At 53.1% G+C, this 26605-nt stretch carries 21 protein-coding genes; 18 read left to right on the top strand and 3 right to left on the bottom strand.

Annotated elements, in window-relative coordinates; translation table 11 throughout:
- Positions 1-110: 110 nt before the first annotated feature.
- Positions 111-389 (bottom strand): YxcD family protein, encoded by a 279-nt coding sequence (locus tag KJS63_RS04135; protein WP_068616201.1) that lies wholly within the window; start codon positions 387-389, stop codon positions 111-113.
- A 3-nt stretch (positions 390-392) separates the two neighbouring features.
- Positions 393-803, bottom strand: a complete 411-nt coding sequence (locus KJS63_RS04130) for a hypothetical protein (protein WP_483874612.1) — start codon at positions 801-803, stop codon at positions 393-395.
- A 225-nt stretch (positions 804-1028) separates the two neighbouring features.
- Here KJS63_RS04130 and KJS63_RS04125 point away from each other — a divergent pair, with 225 nt between their 5' ends.
- The 7 genes from KJS63_RS04125 to KJS63_RS04095 all read left to right on the top strand — a co-directional run bounded on the left by KJS63_RS04125 (position 1029) and on the right by KJS63_RS04095 (position 6300).
- Positions 1029-1397 (top strand): hypothetical protein, encoded by a 369-nt coding sequence (locus KJS63_RS04125; protein WP_213618025.1) that lies wholly within the window; start codon positions 1029-1031, stop codon positions 1395-1397.
- Entirely contained in the window at positions 1397-1600 is a 204-nt protein-coding gene (locus KJS63_RS04120; protein WP_068616208.1) for a YfhD family protein, read from the top strand. The genes KJS63_RS04125 and KJS63_RS04120 overlap by 1 nt, the downstream gene beginning before the upstream one ends.
- 241 nt (positions 1601-1841) lie before the next feature.
- Positions 1842-2807 carry a 50S ribosomal protein L11 methyltransferase gene (gene prmA, locus KJS63_RS04115; RefSeq protein ID WP_213618024.1) on the top strand — a complete coding sequence of 322 codons (966 nt, stop codon included), beginning with the start codon at positions 1842-1844 and terminating at the stop codon, positions 2805-2807.
- A gap of 3 nt (positions 2808-2810) precedes the next feature.
- Complete coding sequence (locus tag KJS63_RS04110) at positions 2811-3494, top strand: site-2 protease family protein (RefSeq protein WP_068616213.1); 684 nt, start codon at positions 2811-2813, stop codon at positions 3492-3494.
- A gap of 99 nt (positions 3495-3593) precedes the next feature.
- Positions 3594-4358: an RsmE family RNA methyltransferase gene (locus KJS63_RS04105; RefSeq protein WP_213618023.1), complete on the top strand. Its 765-nt coding sequence runs from the start codon at positions 3594-3596 to the stop codon at positions 4356-4358.
- Position 4359: 1 nt separating this feature from the next.
- Positions 4360-5700, top strand: a complete 1341-nt coding sequence (gene mtaB / locus KJS63_RS04100) for a tRNA (N(6)-L-threonylcarbamoyladenosine(37)-C(2))-methylthiotransferase MtaB (protein ID WP_068616217.1) — start codon at positions 4360-4362, stop codon at positions 5698-5700.
- Positions 5701-5868: 168 nt separating this feature from the next.
- Positions 5869-6300: an NUDIX hydrolase gene (locus KJS63_RS04095; protein ID WP_068616219.1), complete on the top strand. Its 432-nt coding sequence runs from the start codon at positions 5869-5871 to the stop codon at positions 6298-6300.
- Between the two features lie 47 nt (positions 6301-6347).
- Here the strand turns inward: KJS63_RS04095 and KJS63_RS04090 are convergent, their stop codons facing one another.
- On the bottom strand, positions 6348-7340 hold the full coding sequence (locus KJS63_RS04090; RefSeq protein WP_213618329.1) for a Na/Pi cotransporter family protein: 993 nt from the start codon (positions 7338-7340) through the stop codon (positions 6348-6350).
- A 115-nt stretch (positions 7341-7455) separates the two neighbouring features.
- On the opposite strand from KJS63_RS04090, the gene KJS63_RS04085 reads away from it, so the two are divergent.
- The 11 genes from KJS63_RS04085 (at position 7456) to KJS63_RS04035 (ending at position 26554) form a co-directional block, all read left to right on the top strand.
- Positions 7456-8832, top strand: coding sequence for a class I SAM-dependent rRNA methyltransferase (locus tag KJS63_RS04085; RefSeq protein WP_213618022.1), 1377 nt, complete (start codon positions 7456-7458; stop codon positions 8830-8832).
- 308 nt (positions 8833-9140) lie between these two features.
- Positions 9141-12704 carry a helicase-exonuclease AddAB subunit AddB gene (addB, locus tag KJS63_RS04080; RefSeq protein ID WP_213618021.1) on the top strand — a complete coding sequence of 1188 codons (3564 nt, stop codon included), beginning with the start codon at positions 9141-9143 and terminating at the stop codon, positions 12702-12704.
- The gene (addA, locus tag KJS63_RS04075) at positions 12701-16594 is read left to right on the top strand and encodes a helicase-exonuclease AddAB subunit AddA (RefSeq protein WP_213618020.1); all 3894 of its coding nucleotides are present in this window, start codon (positions 12701-12703) and stop codon (positions 16592-16594) included. Before addB ends, addA begins: the two co-directional genes overlap by 4 nt.
- A 424-nt stretch (positions 16595-17018) precedes the next feature.
- Positions 17019-18203 (top strand): exonuclease SbcCD subunit D, encoded by a 1185-nt coding sequence (locus tag KJS63_RS04070; RefSeq protein ID WP_213618019.1) that lies wholly within the window; start codon positions 17019-17021, stop codon positions 18201-18203.
- Complete coding sequence (locus tag KJS63_RS04065; RefSeq protein ID WP_213618018.1) at positions 18200-21658, top strand: AAA family ATPase; 3459 nt, start codon at positions 18200-18202, stop codon at positions 21656-21658. The genes KJS63_RS04070 and KJS63_RS04065 overlap by 4 nt, the downstream gene beginning before the upstream one ends.
- A gap of 367 nt (positions 21659-22025) precedes the next feature.
- On the top strand, positions 22026-22385 hold the full coding sequence (locus KJS63_RS04060) for a histidine triad nucleotide-binding protein (protein ID WP_068616234.1): 360 nt from the start codon (positions 22026-22028) through the stop codon (positions 22383-22385).
- A 136-nt stretch (positions 22386-22521) separates the two neighbouring features.
- Positions 22522-22695, top strand: coding sequence for a 30S ribosomal protein S21 (gene rpsU, locus KJS63_RS04055; RefSeq protein WP_005547957.1), 174 nt, complete (start codon positions 22522-22524; stop codon positions 22693-22695).
- A 16-nt stretch (positions 22696-22711) separates the two neighbouring features.
- Complete coding sequence (locus KJS63_RS04050) at positions 22712-23155, top strand: GatB/YqeY domain-containing protein (RefSeq protein WP_068616237.1); 444 nt, start codon at positions 22712-22714, stop codon at positions 23153-23155.
- 161 nt (positions 23156-23316) lie between these two features.
- Complete coding sequence (locus KJS63_RS04045; protein WP_213618328.1) at positions 23317-24633, top strand: NfeD family protein; 1317 nt, start codon at positions 23317-23319, stop codon at positions 24631-24633.
- Between the two features lie 321 nt (positions 24634-24954).
- A complete protein-coding gene (gene floA / locus KJS63_RS04040; RefSeq protein ID WP_068616242.1) occupies positions 24955-25947 on the top strand; it encodes a flotillin-like protein FloA in 993 nt (330 codons plus the stop codon).
- A 13-nt stretch (positions 25948-25960) separates the two neighbouring features.
- Positions 25961-26554: a hypothetical protein gene (locus KJS63_RS04035; protein WP_213618017.1), complete on the top strand. Its 594-nt coding sequence runs from the start codon at positions 25961-25963 to the stop codon at positions 26552-26554.
- Positions 26555-26605: the final 51 nt, after the last annotated feature.

Genomic DNA, 26605 nt, shown 5'->3' with positions numbered 1-26605 from the left:
GTGACTGTGGAGCTGCTTCTTTATGTATATCAAAGTTAGACAGGAGCAACAGAGTGGAATAGCAAAAGGGCTGTCCAAGGTGCGAAACCTTGGGACAGCCCTTTAACCTTTTAATTGGCGATCCGCGCCGTAATCTCTTCGTCCAAATCCAGAGTAACATCCTCACGAAACGCCCGGATTCCATATTCGGTGTGGGCATACAGCAGGATAGCCTCGATGATGTTGGCTTCAACCAGATACATGCTTCTGCCGCCCACCCATACTTCAGCGGTATAACCGGTATCCTCGTCCCATGCGAGTTCAACCTGAACCTCGGTTGGACGAACCGACTTGCGTTGGGCCATATGAAGACAGATGGCGTTAATGATTTCGTCCATGCTTAGAACCATAGCTTAGTATCTTCCTCCGCGGTGATCATTATAACGTGGTTTCCTGAACTTGCGGTACAACGCGATACCTATCATAACTACCACGTAAATAGCCAGAAGGTTAATCAGCAGACCAAAGATATTTCCAAGAAAGCCCATATTGGAGAACATTCCGCCAAAGAGCATTCCAGCAAGGCCGCCGATCATAAGGCCTTTCATAAATCCTCCGCCACTAAAGAACCCGCGTTTAGCGTTCTGGCCGGTTGTTGTATTTGAACTCTTAGTACTGTTGTAATCATTTGATTTCTTAGGGGTGTTCGTGTAAGAGCGTGTGCCGGACTTGAACCCGCCTGAGCGCTTAGCGTCTACCGCGTGCGGTGCGGTGAAAGCGAAGAATAACGTGAACGCCATCACGACAAGCATTAACTTTTTCATCATTTGAGTCTGAAAGCCTCCTAAAAGATATATTGTATTTGGTCCTTATAGATATGTAATACGTGACGGACAAGCAACGGTTTCATTTTGGACAGAAATAGTTTTCCCTGTCCAAGAGAATAATATTTACCGCATAAATTAGGCATCGATGCCGCATCCTAACTTCCCATAGAGCCGTAAACAGCTGAGCATAGAAAGTTTTTATAGGAAAGGCGGAATTCCAATATGGCAGAGAAGAATATACTGGCCTATTTCAAAAGCCCGGAGGAAGCGGAAGGCGTATCGCGAAAGCTGAATGCGCTAAGGGTAATCGATATGTCCATTACACGCTTCAGCCGTTACCCAGGCGAGGGGGTCGATCCGGCCAATATGTACTCAGGAGACTGGAACTCATTGGCCTCACTGACCCAGGATGCCGAGATCACGAATAAGTCTGTCGGGATACTTGCGGCCACGGACCCGGCTGCAAGTGGATTAAGTGACGGAGGACAAGGCGGACCAACGGGCCGGGATATTTTATTAACTGTGGTTGTGGACGAAAATTCCCATCACCAGGCGCTGCGTCTTATCGAAGAAGCTGGAGGAATGCTCTGATGACTAACGTAAAGGAGAATGACGACAGAATGGACAAGAAGCCGGGTTACAACAAACGCTTCACAGGCAAGGTTCCCCAAAATTTGAAAGGCAGCTACCTGGATGTGGAGTTCTCAGAAGAGCGTGCCGATCAGGAAGATTGGGAGGCCCTACAGCGCAGTGAGCGGGCTGATGCGCGTCAGCACGGGAATCGACTGGTTTAACAAATGAACACACTTATTCATCTTCCCTAAATTTCCGCCGTGTATACGCACGGCGTTTTTTATTTGCCATGCAGCGTATGTCAATTGACCTGCGTCATAGCTCTTTCCCATCCGGAAGATCGGTCCTTGGAACGAAAGAGAGTTACTTAATAAATTCCAACCTTGCAAGGAATTTTGTTCTTGTCTGGATTGTATAGTACAATGAATGTTATGCAATTAGGATAGGGGAGGCTTTTCACTCATGAATTGGAGAGAGTTGACTATACATACGACAGAAGAAGCGGTGGAGATGATCACCAACTTTCTGCACGAAGCCGGGGCTGGCGGAGTTTCTATTGAGGAATCCATCAACAACAGCAAGCTGCAGGATCTATCATACGGACAATGGTACGAATTAGAGCCTAATGGAATCCCCGAGGGTGAGGCTAAGGTAAAGGGCTATTTCCCTGAAACCAGCGATGTGGATACCGTGGTGGAAGAGGTCGGCCCGCGTATCGAAGAACTGAGAGATTTTGGGATTGACCCGGGTGTTATTAAGTTTGAGATCCGGGATGTTCACGAGGATGACTGGGCGAATAACTGGAAACAGTATTTCAAGCCTTTGCGTGTCTCGGACCGATTGACGATCAAACCAACATGGGAGGATTATGAGCCTCAGACTCCGGAGGAGCGGATCATCGAGCTTGACCCTGGAATGGCCTTTGGCACAGGTACGCATCCCACCACAGCGCTTTGCCTTAGAACCCTTGAAGGGGTAATCGAAGAGGGCGATGAGGTTATCGATGTCGGAACAGGTTCCGGGATTCTTGCTATCGGTGCAGTTAAACTAGGTGCCAGACATGTTCTTGCGATTGATTTGGACCCGGTGGCTGTGACAAGCGCCAGAGAGAATACGCAGCTTAACGGTCTTAGCGATGAGATCACGGTTCATGAGAGCGATCTTCTCTCTGTCTTGAAGGAAGGAACAACGGGACTGGGCGTACAGCTTCCGGTCCGTGTAGTCGTGGCTAACATCCTGGCTGAGATTATCCTATTGTTTATTGACGACGTTTATCAGGCGCTTGAGCCAGGGGGGTATTATATTGCTTCCGGAATATACAAGAATAAGGAACAAATTGTTGAGGAAGCTTTGATCAAAGCAGGGTTTGAAATAACGGAGAAGGCCCGGGAAGAGGATTGGATCGCTTTCGTGGCCAGGAAGAGGTAGAGCATGGATTTTTTTGAAAGATTATTCCGGATTCCTTTGGACCAATTGCCCTTTTTCCTTACGGCACTGGTTATCGCTTTTACAGTACATGAATTTTCCCATGCTTATTTTGCCAATAAGTTCGGGGACCCTACGGCCAAGCTGCTCGGCCGGGTGACTTTAAATCCGGTTGTTCATTTTGATTTTATCGGTATTCTTCTGCTTCTGATTGCGGGTTTTGGCTGGGCAAGACCCGTGCCGGTCAACCGGGACAATTTCAGCAAGCCGCGGCTAATGGGCATTATTGTCTCGGCGGCAGGCCCAATCAGCAACTTATTGCTGGGTATTTTGGGGACAGGGATTTATGCGCTGCTTTTCCATTTTGGGGTCATGGACCCTTTGTGGGGAGCCAGTGAGCCAAGCAAGCTGGTTGTTGCGCTATCCTCCTTTTTTTATTACTTTAACATGATGAACTTCTTCTTGTTCTTGTTTAACTTAATTCCCCTTCCTCCCCTCGATGGGTACCGGATTGTTGAGGATCTGGCGCCGCGGAGCATGCTGGGGAAGCTGCAGCAGTTTGAACGTTACGCCATCTTCATCTTCCTGCTGATCGTACTGCTTCCGAAGCTTAATGAGTATACAATTACACCGCTATACACGGCGGCAAAACACATTTATTCCACATTCTTTGATCTTATGGCGGGCTAAGCCCGCCTGTTGGTATTTTACCGGGCCCAGGTACTGGTCAGTCCTGGTCAAAAGTTGTATGATGTACTTTGGTGATTTTTGAACAAGGATGGTTGAGAGATGCAGCTTTATTTCATTACACCGGAGCAGTTCGGAGAAACTTCGGTCATTATAACGGGCGAAGATGCCAGACATATTGGAAAAGTTATGCGTGGCAAGCCGAATGACAAGGTGATTGTCAGCGACGGGATTTCACGCGAAGCGGTCGTCCAGCTTAAGACCATTAACCCGCAGGAGGTTCATGCGGAGATCATTGAACATTTATCCCTGTCGCGGGAGCCTTGGCTTCAGGTGACGGTGGCTCAAAGCCTGCCTAAAGGCGATAAAATGGAGACCGTAATTCAGAAATGCACCGAGATCGGTGCTGTTTCATTTGTGCCGTTCCTGTCCGAACGGACGATCGTGCAGTATGACGCCAAGAAGGAAGAGAAGCGGATCACCCGCTGGACCAAAATTGCGAAAGAAGCCGCAGAGCAGGCGCACCGCAGCAAGATTCCGGATGTACAGACGGCACTGTCTTGGAAACAGCTCAAAGATCAGTTCTCTGAGTACGACCTCGTGTGTGTATGTTACGAGAAGGAAGATGGCAAACAGCTTCGAGACGTGGTTGCGCCTTGGTCAGCCTCGCTAACCAGAGAAAGAGGATACCGCGTTATGCTGGTGGTTGGTCCCGAAGGCGGATTTGCCGAAAGTGAGATTGAAGAAGCCGAGGCGGCTGGAGCCGTATCGGTCGGCTTAGGCCGGCGGATTCTCAGGACAGAAACGGCGGGTATGGCCGCCCTGACTTGTATACTTTATGAAACCGGAGAAATGGGGGGAGCATGACATGCCATCCGTAGCATTTTATACGTTGGGATGTAAAGTGAATTTCTATGATACAGAAGCCATTTGGCAGCTGTTCAAAAATGAAGGTTATGAACAGGTTGATTTTGAACAGACCGCGGACGTGTATCTGATCAACACCTGTACAGTAACCAATACAGGAGACAAGAAGAGCCGGCAGATTATCCGCCGGGCTGTCCGCCGCAACCCGGACGCAATTATTGCGGTAACTGGCTGTTACGCGCAGACTTCGCCTGCGGAAATTCTGGATATTCCAGGTGTGGATCTGGTTATCGGTACACAAGATAGAGACAAGATCATGCCTTACATTCAGCAGATCCAATCCGAGCGCGTACCGGTCAATGCGGTTCGCAACATTATGAAGACCCGCGAATTTGAAGAACTGGATGTGCCGGATTTCTCGGACCGCACAAGAGCGTTCTTGAAGATTCAGGAAGGCTGCAACAATTTCTGTACGTTCTGCATCATTCCTTGGTCGCGTGGGCTGTCCCGCAGCCGTGATCCGCAGAGTGTGGTTAAGCAGGCTCATTCCCTGGTAGCTGCCGGATTTAAGGAAATTGTACTAACTGGTATTCATACCGGCGGATATGGGGATGATCTGGAGAACTACCGCCTATCCGATTTGCTGTGGGAACTGGACAAGGTTGAAGGTTTGGAGCGTATCCGCATCAGTTCGATCGAAGCAAGCCAGATTGACGACAAGATGCTGGACGTGCTTAAGAATTCCAGCAAAATGTCCCGCCACTTCCACATCCCACTTCAAGCGGGCAGTGATGAGGTGCTTAAACGGATGCGCCGGAAATATACGATTGCTGAATTTGAAGACAAGATTCGCAAGATCCGTGACTTCATGCCGGACGTAGCGATTACTACGGATATCATCGTGGGATTCCCCGGTGAGACGGATGAGCTGTTCCGGGAAGGCTTTGAAGCGATCAAGCGGATTGGCTTCTCGGAAATGCATGTATTCCCGTACTCCAAGCGTACCGGAACACCTGCAGCGAGAATGGAAGACCAAGTGGATGAGGAAGTTAAGCATGCACGGGTTCATGAGTTGATTGATTTGTCCGAGCAAATGCAGCTCGCTTATGCTGAGAAATTTGTGGGTCAGGTCCTGGATGTTATTCCTGAGCGGGATGAGAAGGGATTGTGCGGCGAAGGCAAGCTGATGGGTTACAGCGACAATTATTTGCAAATTATGTTTGATGGTCCTGAAGAGCTTCGTGGTGAAGTGTGCCGGGTTAAAGTGACTAAAGCTGGTGTAAATACTTGTGAGGGACAGCTCGTTCGTGTTATGGGCGGAGCCCCAGAAGCTATTGCCTAGTTCTTAGGCTGGTCTGACCAGCGTGATTCCGGACACATGAACAACCAGGATCATCGTATACAATAAAGCGATGGAATAACAACAAGGATTTTAAGCCCGGATGCCCGGGCTTGAAATCCTTGTTGTTCAAATACAATGTTAAGCGATACCCAAGGGAGGTCTTACATCATGTCATTCAAGGAAATATCTGCGGGCGGAATCGTATACCGCCATAATGAAGGCAAGCTGCAGGTTCAGCTTATTACGGACCGCTACGGCAAGATTTCTTTTGCTAAGGGGAAGAGAGAAGACGGCGAGACCATTGAAGAGACCGCGCTCCGGGAGATTCTGGAGGAGACTGGCGTTACTGGGCGAATTGTGCAGCCGATTGATATTATTGCCTATACGTACCAGCATCCGGACCACGGCAGTGTGGATAAGGAAGTGCACTATTATCTAGTAGAGTGTGTTAGCGGTGATCTTAAACCACAGGTAGAAGAAATCCGGGGTGTAGCCTGGTATGATCCTAAGGAAGCCTGGGAGAAACAGATGAACTCCGGGTATGATAACAATGATTTTATTTTGGAGAAGGGCTTGAAGCTGCTTAAGGTCGAGCTGTAAAAAATGAACTGGCCTGGCCAGCCTTCGGTGGACAAACCTTGACGATATTAGGATGCATGTTTTAATGGAGGCGGGCTTCCCCGTCCCTGCCAGACCGGAAGATAGCACAGCGGTAAAGCCAGTACGGAACAGATCACATTGAAGATGGTCTGACTGTGGGCAATCTGGGCGGACAAGTCTCCTGTGAACCAGCTGGACACCGTATGAAGGACGGAGACGAAAGGCAGGAACAGTGCTGCTCCGCCGACATTAAGCAGGATATGGGACCAGGCGACAAAGCTGCCAGCTCGGGTTCCCCCAAGGGACGCGATTAGGGCGGTTACGCAGGTCCCCACATTGGACCCGATGACCATGGCGATGCCAAGCTCTACAGGCATGGCTCCGCTGCCGACCAGGGTCATGGTCATGCCTATGACCGCCGCGCTGCTGTGCACCAGCGCCGTCAGGGCTGCTCCGGCTGCGGCACCCCACAGCAGGCTGTCTGAAGCACGGTTGATGAGCCAGTCCAGAATGCCCGCCTCCTGCAGGGCGGGGCTGACGGACTGCATCCACCGGATCGCCAGCAGAATCAGGCTGAAGCCAGCCGCTGCAAGGGAACCGTACTGAAGAGCACGCAGTCTCATTTGAAGGCCAGACGATGGTGAAGGGGTGTACTCTAACGCAAGAATGCTTGCAGTCCAAAGCAGTGCAGAGATGATCAGCAAGGGCAAAGCGATTTCAGCGAAGTTAAAGGCAATCAGCTCGGTGGTCAGGCAGGTGCCGATATTGCCGCCGAGTATAATGCCAAGCGTACGGGCGTACGTCAGCAGGCCGGCGTTGACAAGTCCAATGGTCATGACTGTAACGGCTGTACTGCTCTGCAGAACAGCGGTGACCAAGGTGCTGAGCAGCATCCCTTTTAGAGGAGTGGTAGTGGATGCGTTCAGCAGCTTGGTCAGCATAGGGCCAGCCCATGCATGAAGGGCGGACTCCATAATTTTCATTCCGAACATGAAGAGGGAGAGTCCAAGTGTGAGCGGGATGATGAGTTCGCGGAGCAGCAGGAAGAATCCCTCCTTGTGGTTTGTAATGTTTTTAAAACTAGGTTATGCGGGTAATGAAGCGGCCATGACAAGCCATCCAGCAGGAATAGATGATGAAGGAGAGTGAAGCAAGGTGGCATCCGTAATTTTGACACGCAGCCGCAGAAAAAGGCTTGAACAGGGTCATCCTTGGATTTACAGCAATGAGATCGAGACGATGGAAGGGAACGCGCAACCGGGGCAGCTTGTGCAGATTTTGAACCACCAGCGCAAATATCTGGCTACTGGCTACTATAATCCCAAATCTCAAATCACAGTTCGGGTTGTATCCTACAACCCGCTGGAAGAAATGGATCAGGCTTTTTTTGAGAAGCGCTTTGAGGACTGCCTCCGGATGAGAGAGAGGTTCGTTGAAGAGAACGCCTACAGACTGGTCTATGGGGAAGCTGACTTCCTGCCGGGATTGGTGGTAGACCGGTTCGGGGATGTTCTGGTTGTCCAGCTTCTGACACTCGGGATGGATCAGCGGCGCGATGCGATCATTAATGCCTTGATTCAGGTTGTGAAGCCGCAGGGGATCTATGAGCGCAGTGATGTCGGCGTCCGGGAAATGGAAGGACTTGAGCAGGTTAAAGGGCCGCTCTATGGAACATGCCCAAGACACGTTCAGGTCACGGAGAACGGACTGCTCATATCTGTGGATATTGAGGAAGGCCAGAAGACCGGGTATTTCTTCGACCAGAGAGAGAATCGTGCTTCCATCAAACCGCTAATGACCGGCTGGGGGGCTAAGAGTGGCATAGCTCTTCAGGAAGTGCAAGCCGAGAATGGAGAGACCAAGCGGGTTCCCGTGAACCGGAACGGCAAAGAAGTCATGTTCCCTTACTGGGATGGGGCAACTGTACTGGAGTGCTTCTCCCATACCGGGAGTTTCACGCTGCATGCCTGTAAGTATGGGGCCAAGAAGGTAACTTGTCTGGATATTTCAGCACATGCTATTGAGAGTGCCCAGGCCAACGTCCGGCTGAACGGATTTGAGGATCGGGTGGAATTTGTGGTGGCCGATGCGTTTGATTATTTGCGCGAGCAGGTAAAAGGTGTGGACGAACGCCATGTCCGTGCCCAGGCCTCTGAACGCAAAGCGGATACTTCGGTTCCGATGACAGCCGGGGGCGGACGCACCTGGGATGTTGTCATCCTGGACCCGCCAGCTTTTGCTAAGACCAAAGGAGCGGTCAAAGGAGCTGTACGGGGTTACAAAGATATTAATTTGCACGGGATGAAGCTGGTGAACGAGGGTGGTTATCTTGTAACGGCAAGCTGCTCTTACCATATGCGTCCCGAGCTGTTCCTGGAGACCATTCTCGATGCGGCTGCCGATGCCGGCAAAGTGCTCAGGCTGGTGGAATGGCGCGCGGCCGGGAAGGATCATCCGCAAATCCTGGGCGTGGAAGAGGGTCATTATTTGAAATTTGCTGTATTTGAAGTCCGCAGCAAGGCAAGTCTGTAGCCGGATATTTTCTGGCAGAGGTATAACACACCTAGAAATAGAATGATTGCGGACAATGGTTAGTTCAATTAAACAGCAGCAAGTAGGAAAGCACCCTGGTTAGGGTGCTTTTTTGCTGAATTTGAGGCAGGTCGGGTACATGGGATAGACAAAATTTACAAACATACGTTCTCTGAACCAGGCCTTCGTTATGATATAATAGAGTTTATAAATTTTCACGCAGATGAAGGCGTTTTTATACAAGGTGAACCATACTTAATTTCTCTTATTTCCATCTCCTAAAAAATGCAAACGGGAGGCTTATTCATATGTCACTTCAGTTCATTATTGGCCGCTCGGGCAGCGGCAAGAGCAGTCTGGTTCTGGATGAAGTCCGCACCAGGCTCCGGTCGGAGCCAACCGGGAAGCCGCTGATTATTCTCGTTCCTGAGCAGGGGACCTTTCAAATTGAGCGTGCGCTTGTTCAGACACCCGATCTCAAGGGAACGGTAAGAGCCCAGGTACTTGGCTTCCGGCGGCTGGCCCTGCGGATTATGCAGGAGACCGGCGGCTCCGCCCTGATTCCGATTACGGAAGAGGGCAAGAAAATGCTGCTCTACAAGATTATGCGCCGCCGCAAGAATGATCTTAGATTATATAAAAACGCCGGGGATCAGCTTGGGCTGATTGACCGGCTGAACACGTTATATACCGAGCTTAAGAAATATGCCGGGGACCCCGAAGCGCTGGAACAGCATTACAAGCAGCTTGATCTGGCTGAAACCAACTCCCCGCTGCTTAAGGATAAGCTTCATGATCTCTCCTTGGTATTCAAAGAGTTCGGGGAAGAGCTGTCCAAGCACTATATTGATGCGGAGGATCATGTTATTAAGCTGGCAGAAGGGGCACCGGAGTCCTCTTATCTGAAGGGTGCGGAAATTTGGGTTGACGGCTTCCATACCTTCACGCCCAAGGAATATGAAGCTCTCGGCCAACTGATGCTCACGGCCACTAAGGTCATGGTTGCGCTCACCCTGAACAAAACTTATGATGACGGGCTCACTCCCCATGATCTCGACTTGTTTCATCCTACCGCTACGGCTTATTTGAAACTCAAAGGCCTGGCGGAGTCGCTGGGAATTGAGATTGAACCGGTTCGGGTGCTTGATCAAAAGCCTTATCCGCGGTTTGGACCAAACCGCACACTGGCCCACCTGGAGTCGGCTTATGAACGGAGAATCAGGTGGAGAGGGGAGCTGCCGCCTGACTTTGCAGGCAGCATCCAGCTAGGAGAGATGTCGGACCGGAGAGCCGAAGCAGAGGCAGTGGCCCGGGCCATGCGCAGTCTTGTGATGGAGAAAGGTGCGCGCTGGAGGGATATGGCCGTATTTGTCCGTAATCTGAGCGACTATGAGCATGTTCTGCCTCCTGTGCTGGCGGATTATGAAATTCCTTTTTTCCTGGATCAGAAAAGAGCGGTGCTTCATCATCCCTTTGTTGAATATATCCGGGCTTCCCTGGATGTAGTGTTGAAGTATTGGAAATACGAGGATGTCTTCCGATGTGTGAAGACGGATTTTGTTCTGCCTTTGGACGGAACGTTAACCCGAAACGACATGGATGCGCTTGAGAATTACGTGCTGGCCAGCGGTATTCACGGCTCCAGGTGGAGTGATGGGCGCCCTTGGAAGGGCAGACCCAATTTATCGCTTGAGGCTGTACCGGGAACTGAAGAAACATCGGCTCAGAATGGCATGGAAATGATCGAGAAGTGCAGGCAGGCGGTCGCAGGTCCGCTTGCGGCTTTGGAGAAAAGACTGAAGAAGGCGAAGTCGGTCCGTGAGAAATGCGAAGCGGTTTATCGACTGCTTGAAGATGCGGAAGCTCCGCAGCGTCTGGATATTTTGGCCAAGGAGGCTCTGGCAGCGGGGCATCCCCAGGAGGCAATGGAGCATAGACAGCTCTGGGGAGCGGTTATCGATCTGCTGGATCAAATGGTTGAAATGATGGGTGAGGATACCCTCGGAACGGACATGTTCATCGGCATTCTGGAAACCGGACTTGAGAGCCTGAAGCTCGCTCTTGTTCCCCCATCCTTGGACCAAGTGCTGATCGGCACAACGGATCGTACCCGGTCCAGCCATGTCAAACATGCTTTTCTGCTTGGGATTAATGAGGGGGTTATGCCAGCCGTGGTTCAGGAAGAAGGAATTCTGACGGACCAGGAGCGATCCATTCTGGCTGAGGCAGGCATGCAGCTGGCGCCAGGGATTAACCGGCAGCTGCTGGATGAGCGGTTCTTGATCTACCATGCACTGTCAGCAGCCAGCTGTTCCTTGTGGCTGAGTTATCCTGCCGCCGATGAGGATGGAAAAGCGCTTCTGCCCTCTGAGGTTATCCGGCATATGTATTCAATCTTTCCGGCATTACGGCAGGAAGGGGAGAACTCTACGATAGAGAACCCTCTAAGAGAGCTGGACAGAGTCGCCCATCCAGCTCCCACGCTTACGGAATTGATTCGTCAGCTGAGAATCTTCAAGTCAGGCGGCGAGATTGCGCCAGTATGGTGGGAGGTGCTTGACTGGTACCGTCACCAGGCTGATCCGCTGTGGAGGAAGAGGCTGGAACAGCTTCTGCGGTCACTGGACTACAAGAATCAGACACATTCGCTTATGCCGGCAACCAGCCGCAAGCTGTATGGCAAACGCCTGCGGACAAGCGTCTCCCGTATGGAGCGATTCGCATCCTGCCCATTCTCCCACTTCGCTTCCCACGGGCTTAAGCTGAGAGAGAGACAGCTGTACAAGCTGAAAGCTCCGGACATCGGCCAGCTGTTCCATGCGGCGCTTAGCTCCATGGCGATTTCCTTCAAGGAGCAGAACCGGAGCTGGGGTAGTCTGTCAGCCGAAGAATGTGTACAGGAGGCTTCGGCGGCGGTAGACAAGCTTGCCCCAAGGCTTCAGGGGGAGATCCTGCTGAGCACGAAGCGGTATGGCTATATTTCGCGCAAGCTTAAACATATTGTCGGACGAGCCTCCGTTATTCTCGGCGAGCAGTCCCGCCGGGGCAGCTTCGAGCCCATCGGGCTGGAGCTGGATTTCGGGCCGGGCCGGGAGCTTCCACCACTAACTTTCGAACTCCCCAATGGGGTAGTGATGGAGATTGTTGGCCGCATTGACCGTGTAGACATGGCTGAGGGGGAGCAGGGACTTCTGCTCAGAGTTATCGATTATAAATCAAGCCAAACGGACCTCAAGCTTCATGAGGTTTATTATGGGCTTTCACTTCAAATGCTTACGTATCTGGATGTCATCGTCAGCTCTGCAGAGCAGTGGCTTGGGCAATCCGCTCAGCCCGCGGGGGCGCTGTATTTCCATGTCCACAATCCCCTGCTGCAGTCGGCCAATGGCCTTGATCCACAGCAGGCGGATCTGGAAATGCTCAAGAGGTTTAAGATGAAAGGGCTGCTTATGGCTGACCGGGAAGTGATCGCACACATGGATGGGCTGCTTGAGAAGGGCTACTCCGACATTCTCCCTGTCGCCTTGAAGGCCGACGGAACGTTCTACAGCAGTGCCTCCGTGGCCACCTCCGATCAATGGCAGACCCTGCTCGGATCGGTCAGAAACACAATCAAGGGCATTGGCACAAGGATTACAGAAGGGGATGTCAAGATTGAGCCCTACCGGATTGGTCAGGAAACGGCTTGTACGCATTGTTCCTTCAGATCCGTGTGCCAGTTCGATGAGACCATGGAAGACAATAAATTTAACCTATTGACCAAGCCTGACAAAGAGCAGACATGGAACCTGCTCAGTGAACGCAGCCAGGAAGATAACCCGGCAGGTTCATTTGCAAGAAGGGCAGATCATGGAGAGGAGGAAATGGAATGATCATCCCCAAACCGGTTGGCAGCAAATGGAGCGACGATCAATGGAACGCCATTTCCCTTGCAGGCGGCAACATGCTGGTTGCAGCGGCTGCCGGTTCAGGCAAGACCGCCGTGCTTGTCGAGCGGATTATCCGTAAAATCTCGGATGGAACAGCTCCGCTGAGCGTGGACCGGCTGCTGGTGGCGACCTTTACCAAAGCGGCCGCTTCAGAAATGCGCGAGCGGATTCGGACAGCTCTCGAACAGCTGCTTGAGACAGAACCTGAGAATGAACATGTAAGCCGTCAGCTTGCTATGCTTGGCCGAGCTTCGATTACAACGCTGCATTCCTTTTGCCTTGAGGTAATTCAAAGGTATTACACTTTGATTCCACTGGATCCTGGCTTCCGCATTGCAACGGAGAGTGACGTGAAGCTGCTTCGTCAGGAAGTGCTGGAAGAATTGTTCGAGGAAAAATACGGCACGGAGACAGAAGGAGGAGCCTTCCTCTCCCTGGTGGACTGGTTCAGCGGGGAACGTAGCGATGATGCCATGTTCCTTCTCGTGCAGCGGTTATATGACTTCTCGCGGAGTCATTCCTGGCCGGACCATTGGCTGCGTTCAACGGCAGCCTTGTTCGAAACAGCCGATATGGCCGGAATGTCACAGAGCCCGTGGGTGAAGTCCATCCTAGCGGATACCCGGCTGACGCTGAGCGGAGTAGCGGATTTGCTTAAGCAGGCCAAGGAGATGGCCCTGTCACCTGGCGGGCCCGCCCCGTACGCGGTTTCGCTGGATGAGGATCTGGAAGTGGTGGAGGGGCTCATTGAGGCCGTGCTTTATCAGCCTTGGGATCATTTGTACAACGTATTCCAGTACTCCGGCTTCGGCAAGCTGAAGCCCTGCAAGAAGGATCAGACCGATCCGGTACTTCAGGAACGGGTTAAGAGCCTACGTGAGGAAGCCAAGAAGACCATTGCCGAACTCCGTGGACAGCTGTTCGGCCGTTCTGCCGAAGCGTTTGTGCATGAGCTTCACCAAGCGGCCCCTCTGATGAAGGAGCTTGCGGAGCTAATCATTCTGTTCGGACAGAGATATCAGAAGGAGAAGAAGTCCAGAGGGTGGCTGGATTTCTCGGACCTTGAGCATTACTGCCTGCAAATTTTACGCAATCCTGATTCCACACCGGAGCATACCATTCCGTCCCCGGCAGCGCTGGAGTATCAGGCGCAGTACGAGGAGGTCCTGCTCGACGAGTATCAGGACACCAATACGGTGCAGGAGGACATTGTCAGGCTGATCTCCAGATCAGCACCCGGCAACAGGTTTATGGTAGGGGATGTGAAGCAGAGCATCTACCGGTTCCGTCTGGCAGAGCCCGGATTGTTCCTGGACAAGTATAAAACTTATGGTTCTGACTTCACCGGTGAGGGGCTCAGGATCGACCTCGCCCGCAACTTCCGCAGCCGCAAGCACGTGGTGGATGCCGTGAATCTGCTGTTCCGGCAGCTGATGAACGAAAGTGTCGCAGAGATTTCCTATGACGAGAGAGCCGAACTGGTCTATGGAGAGGGGTATCCCGATCAAGGGGATGAACCCAGCTATGTGCCGGAGCTGCTTTTGATTGACCGGAGCCGGCCGGAACAGGCCCGCCGCGAAGAGGCCGTTGAAGCCGTACTAGAAGAAGAGTCCGGGCAAGAGGAAGCGGAAGAACTGGAAGCGGTGAGATTGGAAGCACGCATGATTGCAGCCCGAATCCGGGAAATGCTTGGGGAGGGCGGTAGGCCGCTCCAAATTTATGACAAAACAGCTAAAGAGCTTCGTCCTGTTCAGTACCGGGATATGGTCATTCTGCTCAGGTCCACGCTCTCTTGGGCACCCGCCATGATTCAGGAGCTCAGGCTTGAGGGGATCCCGGCATATGGGGAGCTCAGCCAGGGATATTTCCAGGCTTCTGAAGTGGAGATCATGCTTTCGGTGCTTCAGGTGATAGACAATCCGCAGCAGGATATCCCCCTTGCTTCTGTTCTCAGGTCCCCCTTATACGGACTAACCGAGGAAGAGCTGGCCCAGGTCCGGCTTGCGAATCCGGGAACAGGCTTTTACGAGGCTGTTGCCGCCGCGGCAAGCAGCAGCGAGGGTCCGCTTGCAGACAAGCTGGGCACCTTCCTGTCGAATTTGGAGAACTGGCGGACTGAAGCGAGACACGGGGAACTGGGGGCACTGATCTGGAATATCTATCGTGAGACCGGTTATTTGGACTGGGTCGGAGGGCTTCCTGGAGGAGCGCAGCGTCAAGCGAATCTGAAGGCCCTCTATGACAGAGCCCGTCAGTATGAGCAATCCACCTCTTCAAGAGGATTGTTCAGGTTCCTCCGCTTTATCTCCCGTCTTAGGGAGAACGGCGGGGATTTCGGAGCACCTGGAGCGGGAAATGAGCAGAGCGATGGAATCCGGATAATGACCATTCATAAAAGTAAAGGCCTTGAATTTCCGGTTGTCTTTGTCGCCGGCCTGTCCAAAATGTTCAACCGGCAGGATATGAACGCTTCATTCCTGATGCATAAGGAGCTTGGGTTCGGGCCGAAATTCGTGGATTCATCCACCCGTGTGAGCTATCCAACCCTGCCGAATCTGGCGATCCGCCGTAGGGCGAACATGGAACTGCTGGCTGAGGAGCTGCGTGTTCTATATGTGGCGCTTACCCGGCCGAAGGATAAGCTTGTTCTTGTCTCATCCGTAAAGGATCTGACTAAGGCGGTGTTAACCTGGGGCCAGGCGCTCCAATCCCCGGGCGAAATGCTGCCGGATTATATGATTGCCAGAGGCCGGAGCTATTTGGACTGGATTGGGCCGGCCTTGATCCGGCATCCGGCTGCGGCCTCGCTGCGTGCGCTTGCAGATGTGCCTGAAGGCTCGGCCCCACTGCTGCCAGTCCCAGCGGCAGGATGGAGGATTGGGGTGCTGTCATCCCAAATGCTGCTTAAGCAGGCGGCGGCATCTGCCGAGATCAGCGAGGATTCCGAGGCGATGGGAGAAAGGGCTGCCCTGCAGGCCCTTTTGTCCGGCCAGCCTGTGCTGGTAACTAAAGCAGATCCAGGGCTTGCGGACGCTGTGAATTCAAGGCTGGCGTGGTCTTATCCTTATGCGGCGGCCAGCCGGATTCCGGCCAAAACAACGGTAACTGAGATGAAGACACTGCTTGCGGCTCAGGATGATCCTCCGGTTAATGTACTGGAGGGCCGGGAGCTGAGACAGGAGGCTGATCGTCGTCAAGGTTCGGCTGCGGCCAAACTTCATCTTGAGCGGCCCAAGTTCATGGAGCAGCGGAGAATGACTCCAACTGAACGGGGAACGGCTTATCATACGGTGATGCAGCACATTCCGGTTGACACAGATCAAGTGGAGGGCGTGGTGGAAGAGACGCTGCAAAGGCTTGTTGACCGCAAAATTATGCTTGCCGAGCAGGCTGCCGAATTGGATGCAGGCCGTATCACTGATTTCCTGCGGAGCAGTCTTGGAGAACGGCTCCGCGAGGCCGAGTGGGTACAGCGTGAGCTCGCATTCAGCTATGGAGTTAGGGCTTCCGAGGCTTATCCTGACCTTACAGGGATCAACGATTCTCTGGAGGAACAGGGGCGTTTTCAGCTTGAAGCCTTAAAAGAGCTTGACCAGGAGACCGTACTGGTGCAGGGTATCATTGACTGCTTGTTCTGTCATAATGGAAAGTGGGTTCTTTTGGATTATAAAAGTGACCGGGTGCTGGAGCATCAGGGAGGAATGGAAGCTCTTAAGGAGAAATACCGGTTTCAGCTGGAGCTCTATGCTAAGGCGCTTGAAGATATAAGCGGGGTTCCCGTCGATGAGAAGTGGCTTTACTTCTTCGATAACGGCGAGGCAGTGCAGGTTTAGTATAGGAAAATTACAGGAATACAGAGCACAGGAGTACAGAAGCGCATGAGTACAGAGCGCATGAGTACAGAGCACAGGAGTACAGAGTCAGAGTATATGAACATACGATCACATGATAACGGGAGAATTTAAGCGGGTTTGTGTGCAGGATCAACCCGATTTATGAGTGATTATATAAAATGAACTTTAGAATTAACCGATCTCAGCGGAGAGGCCGAGGGATTCTGAAGAAGCGGAGCGTCCGCCTTTGTCTCCGAAATATCCCTACTTGGTTATCTATTTCAAGGATTTCGGAGACAACAGCGGTCGTAAGATCACTCGGCATCGCAGCGTCCCGGGTAGGGTAACCTCCAAAAGTTCATTTTTTATAGTGAGAAAGGTAAACACAGATAAACACCTACCAGAGGAGAGGAGGCGGTCCAACATGCGGATTTTGCATACCGGAGACTGGCATTTAGGCAGAACATTGGAAGGGCGGAGCCGGTTGAATGAGCAGGAGAAATTCCTGGATGAGCTGGTCAGGCTGGCGAGAGATACCCAGGCTGACTTGATTATGATGGCCGGGGATGTGTATGACAGCGTGAATCCGCCGGCAGCCGCGGAAATGATGTTCTATGAAGCTGCTGCCAGATTAACCGAAGATGGCCGAAAGCTGGTGGCCATTGCAGGCAATCATGATCAGCCCGAGCGGGTCGCGTCGGTCACACCGCTGGTTACCCAAAGCGGCATCCGGCTTGTCGGTCTTCCGACGGCGATCCCTGTTCGGGTTGAAGCAGCCCGTACTGGAGAGACTGCGGTGATTGCAGCTCTCCCTTATCCTTCCGAAGCAAGGCTTGGTGAACTGCTTGCCGGTCAGGTGGACGAGGGGGAGCTAAGGCTGGCCTACAGCGAACGGGTAGGACGGCTGATGAGGCAGCTTGGGAAGTCATTTGGCAAAGACACGGTCAATCTGGCGATGAGCCATATCTATGTGCTTGGCGGAGTGGAATGCGACTCAGAGCGTCCGATCCAGATCGGTGGAGCCTATACCGTGGACCCGTCTGCGCTGGACATAGGAGCGCAGTACACGGCGCTCGGTCATCTGCACCGGGCCCAAGCAGTCAAGGGCAAGGGAATGATCCGTTACAGCGGCTCCCCGTTGGCATACAGTTTCTCGGAGGCGGGACAAGCGAAATCGGTCATGCTGGTTGAGGTCTCACCTGGCGGGGAGCCTGCAGCCCAAGAAATTTATTTGAGCAGCGGAAGACCGCTTGTCCGCTGGTCCTGCACCGGCGGGCTTGAGGAGGTACATCGCTGGCTGGATGAGGGGCGGGACGCTGAGGCTTTTATTGATTTGGAAATTCGCCTCACGGAGGCTATGTCCCTAGGGGACATCCAGACTCTCCGCAAAGCCCATGAAGGCATTGTTCATATCCGGCCGGTATACCCGGGCCGGGAGTTGGAGCAGTCGGCAGCCGGCCGCTCCCAGATGCCGGTTCAGGAGCTGTTCCGCAAATTTTATCAGAGGCAGAGCGGTGGTGCTGAACCAGAGGCAGAGCTGGTTGATTTGTTCATGCATCTCGTAGCTGAAGATGAATCGGAATCCCAGACGGAAGGGGTGGAGGCATGAAGCCCATCACGCTAAAGCTCTCCGGGCTGCAGAGCTACCGGGAGCCTCAGGAAGTGGATTTCACCCATTTGTGTGAGACAGGGCTCTTTGGAATATTCGGTCCTACGGGCAGCGGGAAGTCAACCCTGCTTGATGCGATTACTCTCGCCCTGTATGGGAAGGTGGAGCGCGCTTCAGGCGGTACCCAGGGGATCATGAACCATTCGGAAGACAGCCTGTTAGTCGCATTTACGTTTGAGTTAATGTCACCGGCCGGAGCCGAACGGTTCCGGGTTGAGCGTAGATTCAAACGAACCGGAGAAGTTTCAGTCAGCAATACGATCAGCCGGTTCATCGAGATTACACCGGAGGGCGAGCAGGTCCATGCCGACAAGCTGGCTGAGGTCACCCGGTGTGTGGAAGAGAAGATCGGCCTGAAAATGGATGATTTCACAAGAGCTGTAGTTCTTCCGCAGGGAAAATTCGCCGAATTCCTGTCTCTCAAAGGAAGCGAACGGCGTCAGATGCTCCAGCGGCTGTTCCATCTGGAGAAGTACGGTGATCTACTTGGCATGAAGCTCAGCCGCAAGGTTAAAGAGACGGACAGCCGCCTTAAGGAGCTGGCTGCCGAGCAGCAGGGGCTTGGACTCGCCTCGGCGGAGGCGCTCCAGGAGGCGGACGAGCGCCTCAAGGCGGCATCGGCTGAAGCGGAGCTTCGGCGGCGCGAGCTGCAGGAAGCCGAGCGCCTCCACGGGGAGCTCGCGAAGCTGCGCGAGCTCGGCCTGGAGCTGCAGGGGCGTGAAGAGGCGCTGAGGCTCCTGCGGCAGAGCAGCGCTGAGATCGCCGCAGTGGAGGCCCGCCTTGTGAGAGCTGCCGCCGCCGAGCAGCTGCGCTCTGCGCTGAGCGCCTGGCATGACGCCAAGCGGCTTGCGGCCGAGCGCAGCGGGCTTGCGCAGCAGGCTGAGGCTGCCGCAGCCGAAGCGGAAGCGGCAGCCCGGCAGGCCGCCGTTGCAGCTGAAGCCGCGCAGCAGGCGCTTGCGCTGGAAGAGCCGGGGCTGCTGGTCCGGCTCGATCAGCTTGAGCAGGCGAAGGCGCTTCAGGCTGAGCGGGATGCGCTCCGGGCTGAGCAGGCAGCGCTTCAGGGCAAGCTTGATGAAGCGGTGAAGTCGCTCGCCGCACACCGTGAGCAGCTGGCGAAGGAAGAGCTGCTTCTGGCCAAGGCGAAGCAGCGCCGGGAACAGCTGGCCCTTCAGCTCAAGGAGGTTGAGGTAACTGCATCTGAACGGCGCAGCCTTCAGATTGCCGTCTCACTTCGGGACAGACAGAAACAGCTGGAGGAGCGCCGCCTGAAGGGTGAGAAGTCCTTGTCTGAATTGAAGGGGTGGCTGTTCAAGGCGGAGACAGACCTGGCGGAGAATTCCCGGCAGGCCGCCGCTCTTCAGGAACAGAGTCAGCAGACCGCACAGCGGACCGCAAATCTTCTTGAAGTGCTGATGGGCCTGGCGCAGACTGCGGAGCAGGCTCTTTGCGGCTTGGAACAGCGCGAGGAGGTTCTTCGGCAGGCAGTTAAGGAACAGGAAATGAGCCTATGGTCGGCCAGGCTGGCCCATCAGCTCGTTGATGGCGAACCTTGCCCAGTCTGCGGGGCGCAGCAGCATCCTCATCCGGCTGTTCATCTGCCGGAGGAAGCACGCCAGTCTGAGACAGAGCTAGAGCGGATTTTGTCTGATCTTCCTGTACTCAGAGAGCTGAAATACAGTATTACGCGGGACATGGATAACTGCCGAAGCCTGCTCCAGACGTTCAGGGATGCTGATGAGACGGGACCTGACCAGCCTCTGGAAGGCTTAACAAATGCAGGGCGTGTTCCCGAAGAGGAAGGCTTGCATCAAGCTGCGGCTTCCCTGGAAATGCAGGAGAAACTGGAAGCCTTGCCTTATGACCAGATGGCAGAGACTGTTCAGCGGCTTAAGGAGCGAATCGGGGCAGCCCGGACGGAGCTGGAAGGCCTTAAGCGTCAGGTGAAGCTGGAACGTGACCAGCTTGCTTTATTGCAGCCTAAGCTTGCAGGGTTGCAGGCAGAACACGGTGCAGCAAGGCAGCAGGTAGAACAAGCCGCTGTGCTGCTTGAAGAGCTGTCCGGAGAGTTTCTGCGGCTTACAGACGAATTAGGCCGCGAGCTGCCAGGATATACCGCAGAGGATGTTGATAAGCTGGTTGAAACCGTACACGCCAAGGATACTGCGGCGGAAGATGTGAAAAAGCGGCTTGAGGTCAGCGGCCCTTTTATCGAAGAGAAAAGCGCCCTGATCCAAACCTTGGGCCAGGAAGCGGCTGAACTGGATAAGCAGCAGGTTCAGCTTGCGGCACAGCTGGCTGGCCGATCCGAGCTGCTGACTGAGAAGGAAGGGCGCCTTCGTACGATTGCAGGCGAAGAAGATGTGGAGAACCTGCTTCGCAGCGCGGGAGAACGGCTTAAGGTTCTCCGCCGTGAAGCGGAGGTGCGGAAGCAGCGATACATGGAGGCCGATCAGGCGAAGCAGGAGGCTGCCAAGGCGGGTGCAGCCGCCCGGCAGGCAGCCATTGCCGCGCATGAGCAGGAGGAGCAGCTCGGCAGCCGCTTTATGCAGCAGCTTTCGGGCAGCCCGTTCACCCGGGAGGAGGAAACGGCAGAAGCACTGCTGAGCTCCGAGGTTCGAAGCGAGATGGAGCAGCGTATCCTGGAACACCGGGAGCGGGAGAAGGAGCTTGTTATGCAGCAAACTGACCTGCAGGCGAAGCTGGGAGGCAGACAGGTCACAGAAGAGGAATGGGTGACCTGTAGGGACAGATTTGCCTCTGCCAAACAGGCCGATGAATTGGCTGTTCAAGCCAAGGCCCGGGCCCAGCGGGATTTGGAGGACATTCAGGTCCGCCATATCCGCTGGAAAGAGCTGGAGCAAGACCGCGCCGGACTGGAGCATACGTCAGGTTTGCTCAGCAAGCTTCAGTCCAGTCTCCGGGGGAATGCATTTGTGGAGTATGTGGCCGAGGAGCAGCTGATGAATGTCAGCCAGGCCGCCTCACAGCGGCTGCGGGATTTGACGAAGCAGCGCTACTCGCTTGAGACAGACTCCGGTGGGGGCTTTATCATCTGTGATGATGCCAATGGAGGCATCAAGCGACCGGTATCCACTCTGTCAGGGGGAGAGACCTTCCTGACTTCACTTGCGCTGGCGCTGGCCTTGTCCGCCCAGATTCAGCTGAGGGGCCAATACCCGCTGCAATTCTTTTTCCTTGACGAAGGCTTTGGAACACTGGATCCCGAGCTGCTGGATACGGTAATCACCTCGCTTGAGCAGCTTCATCACGATCATCTGTCGGTTGGCGTGATCAGCCACGTTGCCGAGCTGAGAGCCCGGCTCCCGCGCAAGCTCGTGGTGATTCCGGCCGAGAACGCAGGGAGCGGGTCAAGGATCATGATCGAGAACTTATAGCTGTTTCCTGCGCGGGCACTTCTTCTCCCGGTGTTGATCTTGGTTGCCTTTATATACAATGAACTTTGAAATTTGCGGATTTCAGCGGAGGAGGACGAGGGATTCTGAAGAAGCGAAGCGTCCGCCTTTGTCACCGAAATGCCCCGCTGATATCTAGTTCAAGCATATCGGAGACAACAGGGGTCGTATGAACACTCGGCATCAAAGCGCCCGAAAAGGGTAGCCTTCGTAAGTTCATTTTATATAGCTTCTTGAGCTTCTGTTTTCAAGAAATTTCCGGTATGATACTGGAAGAAGACGAGTTGCAATACCGGTATCGGCGCTTTGCCGGACAAATAGGAATTAAGTTCAAGGAGGAATTCTAGCTATGGAGTGCTTGTTCTGTAAAATTGCGGAGGGTTCAATCCCGTCCAACAAGGTCTATGAGGATGAGAAGTTTCTAGTGTTCCATGATATTCAGCCTGCTGCCCCTACACATGTGCTGATTATTCCGAAAAAGCATATTTCCACTATGAATGATGCTGCCGAAGAGGATTTTCCTCTGATTGGGGAGCTGCATAAGGTAGCTCAGGAAGCAGCTAAGAAGCTTGGTGTAGCGGAAAGCGGATACCGTCTGATCAACAACTGTGGTCCCGACAGCGGACAAGCTGTGTATCATATTCACTACCATCTGCTTGGGGGAGCCAAGCTGGGCGCATTAACCGGAATATCGGATTCCCATGCCTAGTTCTGACTCTGTTTAATCAATGGATATAAAAAAGAAAGCGGCTCACGGTTGACACCCTATTTCCTTTTCACCTATAATGAAAGTTGATGAACCGTGTTGTGCTCTTGGACGGTCTGGTCGGAGGGAGGGAAAACTGGTGTCTGAAACTAAAGTTCGCAAAAACGAGACTATTGATGCTGCACTTCGTCGCTTCAAGCGTTCCATTGCAAAAGATGGTGTCTTGGCTGAGGTGAAGAAACGCAAGCATTATGAGAAGCCAAGCGTGAAGCGCAAGAAAAAGTCCGAGGCTGCTCGTAAGAGAAAGTTTTAGGAGGATTTGAACTACCATGAATCTTAGCGAGCGATTGAACGAAGATATGAAGCAAGCGATGAGGAGTAAAGACAAGTTCAAGCTCTCCACCATTCGAATGGTTCGTGCAACGATTAAGAATCTTGAAATAGATTTGAAAAGAACTCTGGACGACAACGAAGTGCTTGATATCCTAAGTCGTGAGATCAAACAGCGCAAAGATGCCCTCCAAGAATTTCAAAAAGCAGGCCGTGACGATCTGGTTGCGCCTTTGGCCGACGAGATCAAGATTATTGCCGTATATCTTCCCGAGCAACTTTCCGAAGAAGAAATTAAAGTCATTGTACAGCAGACCATCCAGGAAACCGGTGCTTCTTCGAAAGCGGATATCGGGAAAGTGATGAGTGCGCTGATGCCTAAGGTCAAAGGCCGGGCAGATGGCAAGCTTGTCAATCAGGCAGTACAACAGCTGCTGCAATAACTAGTATGAAACACTCTCTAGCAATAGAGAGTGTTTTTTCTTATATGAAACGAAAGGCATACTGGTCCGTAGTACATCATAGACTCTGAGTCAATATTTACATAAGGAGGTTTCACCTGTTGAAGAGGAGGAGGCTGAAGGTCAGTCTGCATGCAGTCCTCATGCTGCTTCTTGTGACACTGCTTGGCGGTACACTGTCCGTGGGAATGTCTGAGGCCCAGGCGGCTGATTTGAAATCAGGCACCGTATATGTGATTCCGGTTGAGCACAAGATCGAGTCAGGGCTTGAGGCGTTTCTGAAACGGGGGTTCAAGGAAGCGGAGGATCGTAAGGCCGCGTTGATTGTGCTTGAAGTCAACACCCCCGGTGGGCGGGTGGACAGCGCTGAGCATATCGGCGACATCATTGCCGGGAGCAGCATTCCCACTGTGGCCTATATCCAGGGAAACGCTGCATCTGCAGGAAGCTATATTGCACTGCATGCGGATAAGATTGCTATGAGGCAAGGAAGTGCTATAGGCGCTGCCGCCCTTGTGGATTCCTCTGGAGAGGCGGTTAGCAGCCCTAAGGAAATCGCTTATTGGAAGAGCAAGATGAGCGCTGCAGCTGATCTTCAGATGCGGAATCCGAAGATTGCGGAAGGCATGGTTGATCCTTCCATAACCGTGGAGATGCCTGAGCTTGGAAGAACGAAGGAGAAGGGTCAAATTATTTCGCTGAGCAGCAATGAAGCTGTTAAGGTAGGGTATGCGGATACCGTGGCCAGCAGCACGGAAGAGGTCATTCACTGGATGGGATACAGTGGACAGGATACGGTAAGAGTGGAACGGACATGGGCCGAGAATCTGGCCATGTTTCTTACCGATCCGACCGTCATGACGGTACTGCTGTTTCTTGGTATCGCAGGAGTGGTAATTGAGCTGCTTGTTCCGGGGTTTGGGATCCCTGGAATACTGGGAATCGTCTCGTTCGGCCTGTATTTCTTCGGAAATTATATTGCAGGATTTGCAGGACTTGAGACAGGGATTTTGTTTATAATAGGTCTAATCCTGCTTGCCTTGGAGCTGTTTGTTCCAAGCTTTGGGATTCTGGGCATCCTGGGGTCGGCCTGCCTGATCGCGGGAGTTATCCGCGCCGCCTATGACACCGGGGATGCGCTTAGATCGCTTGGGATCGCTTTTGCGGCGGCTGTAGTGGTGATTGCAATCGTCGTATGGATATTCAAAGAACGCGGAATATGGAACCGGTTCATCCTGAGAGACGAGCTGACTGCGGATAAAGGCTACAGCTCGGTCAAGGAACGCACCGAACTGCTTGGACTAGAGGGGGTAAGCATCACCGCACTCCGGCCGGCGGGCACTGCAGTTATCGGTACAGAACGTATCGATGTGGTAACCGAGGGTGGATTTATTGCTGCCAATTCTCCAGTCAAGGTGATTAAGGTGGAAGGGGCCAGAGTTGTGGTTGCCGAGGCTTGATTTGCGGAGCCCGCTCGGCAATCTGTAGTCTGCATGACTCTATGTTTCCTTTTGCTCTGCCTTACTTGTAAATCAATAATTCGACTTATATATCTAATGAACTTTAGAATTAACGGATCTCAGCGGAGAGGCCGAGTGATTCTGAAGAAGCGGAGCGTCCGCCTTTGTCTTCGAAATGCCTCTACTTGGATATTTAGTTCAAGCATTTCGGAGACAACAGCGGCCTTAAAGAACACTCGGCATCGCAGCGTCTCTAAAGGGTAACCTTCATAAGTTCATTTTATATAGTCTAATAATTTTATTTAGGAGCTGATTAGCTGTATGTTGGAATCCCCATTTATTGGAGTACTGCTCATTGTGGTCATTGCCATTATAGTGCTGAGCATCTTCCTGAGCTTCTTTCCGGTTATGCTCTGGATCTCGGCGCTGGCTTCAGGAGTTAAGATCAGCATTCTTACTCTGGTGGCGATGCGCCTCAGACGTGTAACTCCTGCCCGGATTGTGAACCCGCTCATCAAGGCCCATAAGGCCGGTCTTGGACTTTCGATCAATCAACTGGAGAGTCACTATCTTGCCGGTGGTAACGTCGACCGTGTGGTCAACGCACTGATTGCGGCCCAGCGTGCGAATATTCCACTTGAATTTGAACGTGCGGCAGCGATTGACCTCGCCGGACGGGACGTTCTGCAGGCAGTACAGATGAGTGTTAACCCTCGTGTGATTGAGACCCCGGTTGTGGCCGCGGTTGCCAAAGACGGGATTGAGGTTAAGGTCAAAGCCCGTGTAACTGTCCGTGCCAATATTGACCGCCTTGTCGGCGGTGCGGGGGAAGAGACGATCATTGCCCGTGTTGGGGAAGGGATTGTAACCACGGTAGGTTCCAGCAACTCCCACAAGGACGTACTGGAGAACCCGGACATGATTTCACGTACAGTTTTGAATAAGGGACTGGATGCAGGTACGGCTTTTGAAATTCTGTCCATCGATATCGCGGATGTGGATGTAGGCAAAAATATTGGGGCTTTCCTGCAGACTGAACAGGCAGAGGCTGACAAGCGCATCGCCCAGGCCAAAGCGGAAGAACGCCGCGCGATGGCTGTCGCACAGGAGCAGGAGATGAAGGCTCGCGTCGTAGAGATGCGTGCAAGAGTTGTGGAATCCGAGTCCGAGGTTCCGCTTGCTATGGCGGAAGCCCTTCGCGCGGGACAAATCGGTGTGCTTGATTATATGAACCTGAAGAACATTGAGGCGGACACGAACATGCGAAGCTCCATCGGCAAGCCTGGAGACTCCTCTTCGAGCAAAGAAGAATAGGCGGTGCTTGTAAATGAGTGAAGTGCTGGATTGGGTGCTCAGCCATTTGTATGTGGTCATTGTCATAGGGTTCGCCCTGCTGTCCATGTTTGGCAAAAAAAGCAAAACCTCCGGCACCGGCAGAAACCGGATGCCGACCTTTGGCGGGGACCCCGGTCAATCGGATTGGAAGCCGAATCCCTTAGAATGGCAGAGAAAGGATCAGCCTGCCAAGGAGATAACCTCTCAGCCTGATGCCGAGGCCGCACACGAGACATCTGCGGACCCGACGGTACAGGAAGGAGGAAGGGGCTCAAGTGTCCCGGCTTACTCCGATTCCTCCTGGCTGGAGCATGAGGAGAACTCTCTCAGACAGAGAGCTGACGAGGACAAGGAAGGTTATGAGGCTGCAGAAATTATCAGCCTGCAGCGCAGGCTTGAGCAGCTGGAGAGGAAGAACCGCTCGCTCATCCAGGAGCTGAAGCGTAAGGATGCTGCCCACCCGAGACATGCGGCGCATGCAAGCAGCAAGCTCGAAGATGGGAAAAGTCCGCTCGCTGAAGGGATCATTTGGTCCGAAATTCTTGGACCTCCACGTGCAAAGAAACCGTATATGTATAAAAAGTGACCCGGGAGGGCTGTTCCAATTTAGGAGCAGCCCTCTTTCATTTTGCGTATG

The sequence above is a fragment of the Paenibacillus sp. J22TS3 genome (genome assembly GCF_018403205.1).
Classification (GTDB): Bacteria; Bacillota; Bacilli; order Paenibacillales; family Paenibacillaceae; genus Fontibacillus; species Fontibacillus tuaregi.
The sequence above is the reverse complement of the archived record's forward strand: the minus strand, read 5'-3'. Positions and strand labels throughout refer to the sequence as shown.

Excerpts from the sequence above, each read along its gene's own strand:
- KJS63_RS04135 (WP_068616201.1), bottom strand. The coding sequence starts at position 389 with ATGGTTCTAAGCATGGACGAAATCATTAACGCCATCTGTCTTCATATG.
- KJS63_RS04130 (WP_483874612.1), bottom strand. The coding sequence starts at position 803 with ATGAAAAAGTTAATGCTTGTCGTGATGGCGTTCACGTTATTCTTCGCT.
- KJS63_RS04125 (WP_213618025.1), top strand. The coding sequence starts at position 1,029 with ATGGCAGAGAAGAATATACTGGCCTATTTCAAAAGCCCGGAGGAAGCG.
- KJS63_RS04120 (WP_068616208.1), top strand. The coding sequence starts at position 1,397 with ATGACTAACGTAAAGGAGAATGACGACAGAATGGACAAGAAGCCGGGT.
- prmA (WP_213618024.1), top strand. The coding sequence starts at position 1,842 with ATGAATTGGAGAGAGTTGACTATACATACGACAGAAGAAGCGGTGGAG.
- KJS63_RS04110 (WP_068616213.1), top strand. The coding sequence starts at position 2,811 with ATGGATTTTTTTGAAAGATTATTCCGGATTCCTTTGGACCAATTGCCC.
- KJS63_RS04105 (WP_213618023.1), top strand. The coding sequence starts at position 3,594 with ATGCAGCTTTATTTCATTACACCGGAGCAGTTCGGAGAAACTTCGGTC.
- mtaB (WP_068616217.1), top strand. The coding sequence starts at position 4,360 with ATGCCATCCGTAGCATTTTATACGTTGGGATGTAAAGTGAATTTCTAT.
- KJS63_RS04095 (WP_068616219.1), top strand. The coding sequence starts at position 5,869 with ATGTCATTCAAGGAAATATCTGCGGGCGGAATCGTATACCGCCATAAT.
- addB (WP_213618021.1), top strand. The coding sequence starts at position 9,141 with ATGTCACTTCAGTTCATTATTGGCCGCTCGGGCAGCGGCAAGAGCAGT.
- addA (WP_213618020.1), top strand. The coding sequence starts at position 12,701 with ATGATCATCCCCAAACCGGTTGGCAGCAAATGGAGCGACGATCAATGG.
- KJS63_RS04070 (WP_213618019.1), top strand. The coding sequence starts at position 17,019 with ATGCGGATTTTGCATACCGGAGACTGGCATTTAGGCAGAACATTGGAA.
- KJS63_RS04065 (WP_213618018.1), top strand. The coding sequence starts at position 18,200 with ATGAAGCCCATCACGCTAAAGCTCTCCGGGCTGCAGAGCTACCGGGAG.
- KJS63_RS04060 (WP_068616234.1), top strand. The coding sequence starts at position 22,026 with ATGGAGTGCTTGTTCTGTAAAATTGCGGAGGGTTCAATCCCGTCCAAC.
- KJS63_RS04050 (WP_068616237.1), top strand. The coding sequence starts at position 22,712 with ATGAATCTTAGCGAGCGATTGAACGAAGATATGAAGCAAGCGATGAGG.
- KJS63_RS04045 (WP_213618328.1), top strand. The coding sequence starts at position 23,317 with ATGCTGCTTCTTGTGACACTGCTTGGCGGTACACTGTCCGTGGGAATG.
- floA (WP_068616242.1), top strand. The coding sequence starts at position 24,955 with ATGTTGGAATCCCCATTTATTGGAGTACTGCTCATTGTGGTCATTGCC.
- KJS63_RS04035 (WP_213618017.1), top strand. The coding sequence starts at position 25,961 with ATGAGTGAAGTGCTGGATTGGGTGCTCAGCCATTTGTATGTGGTCATT.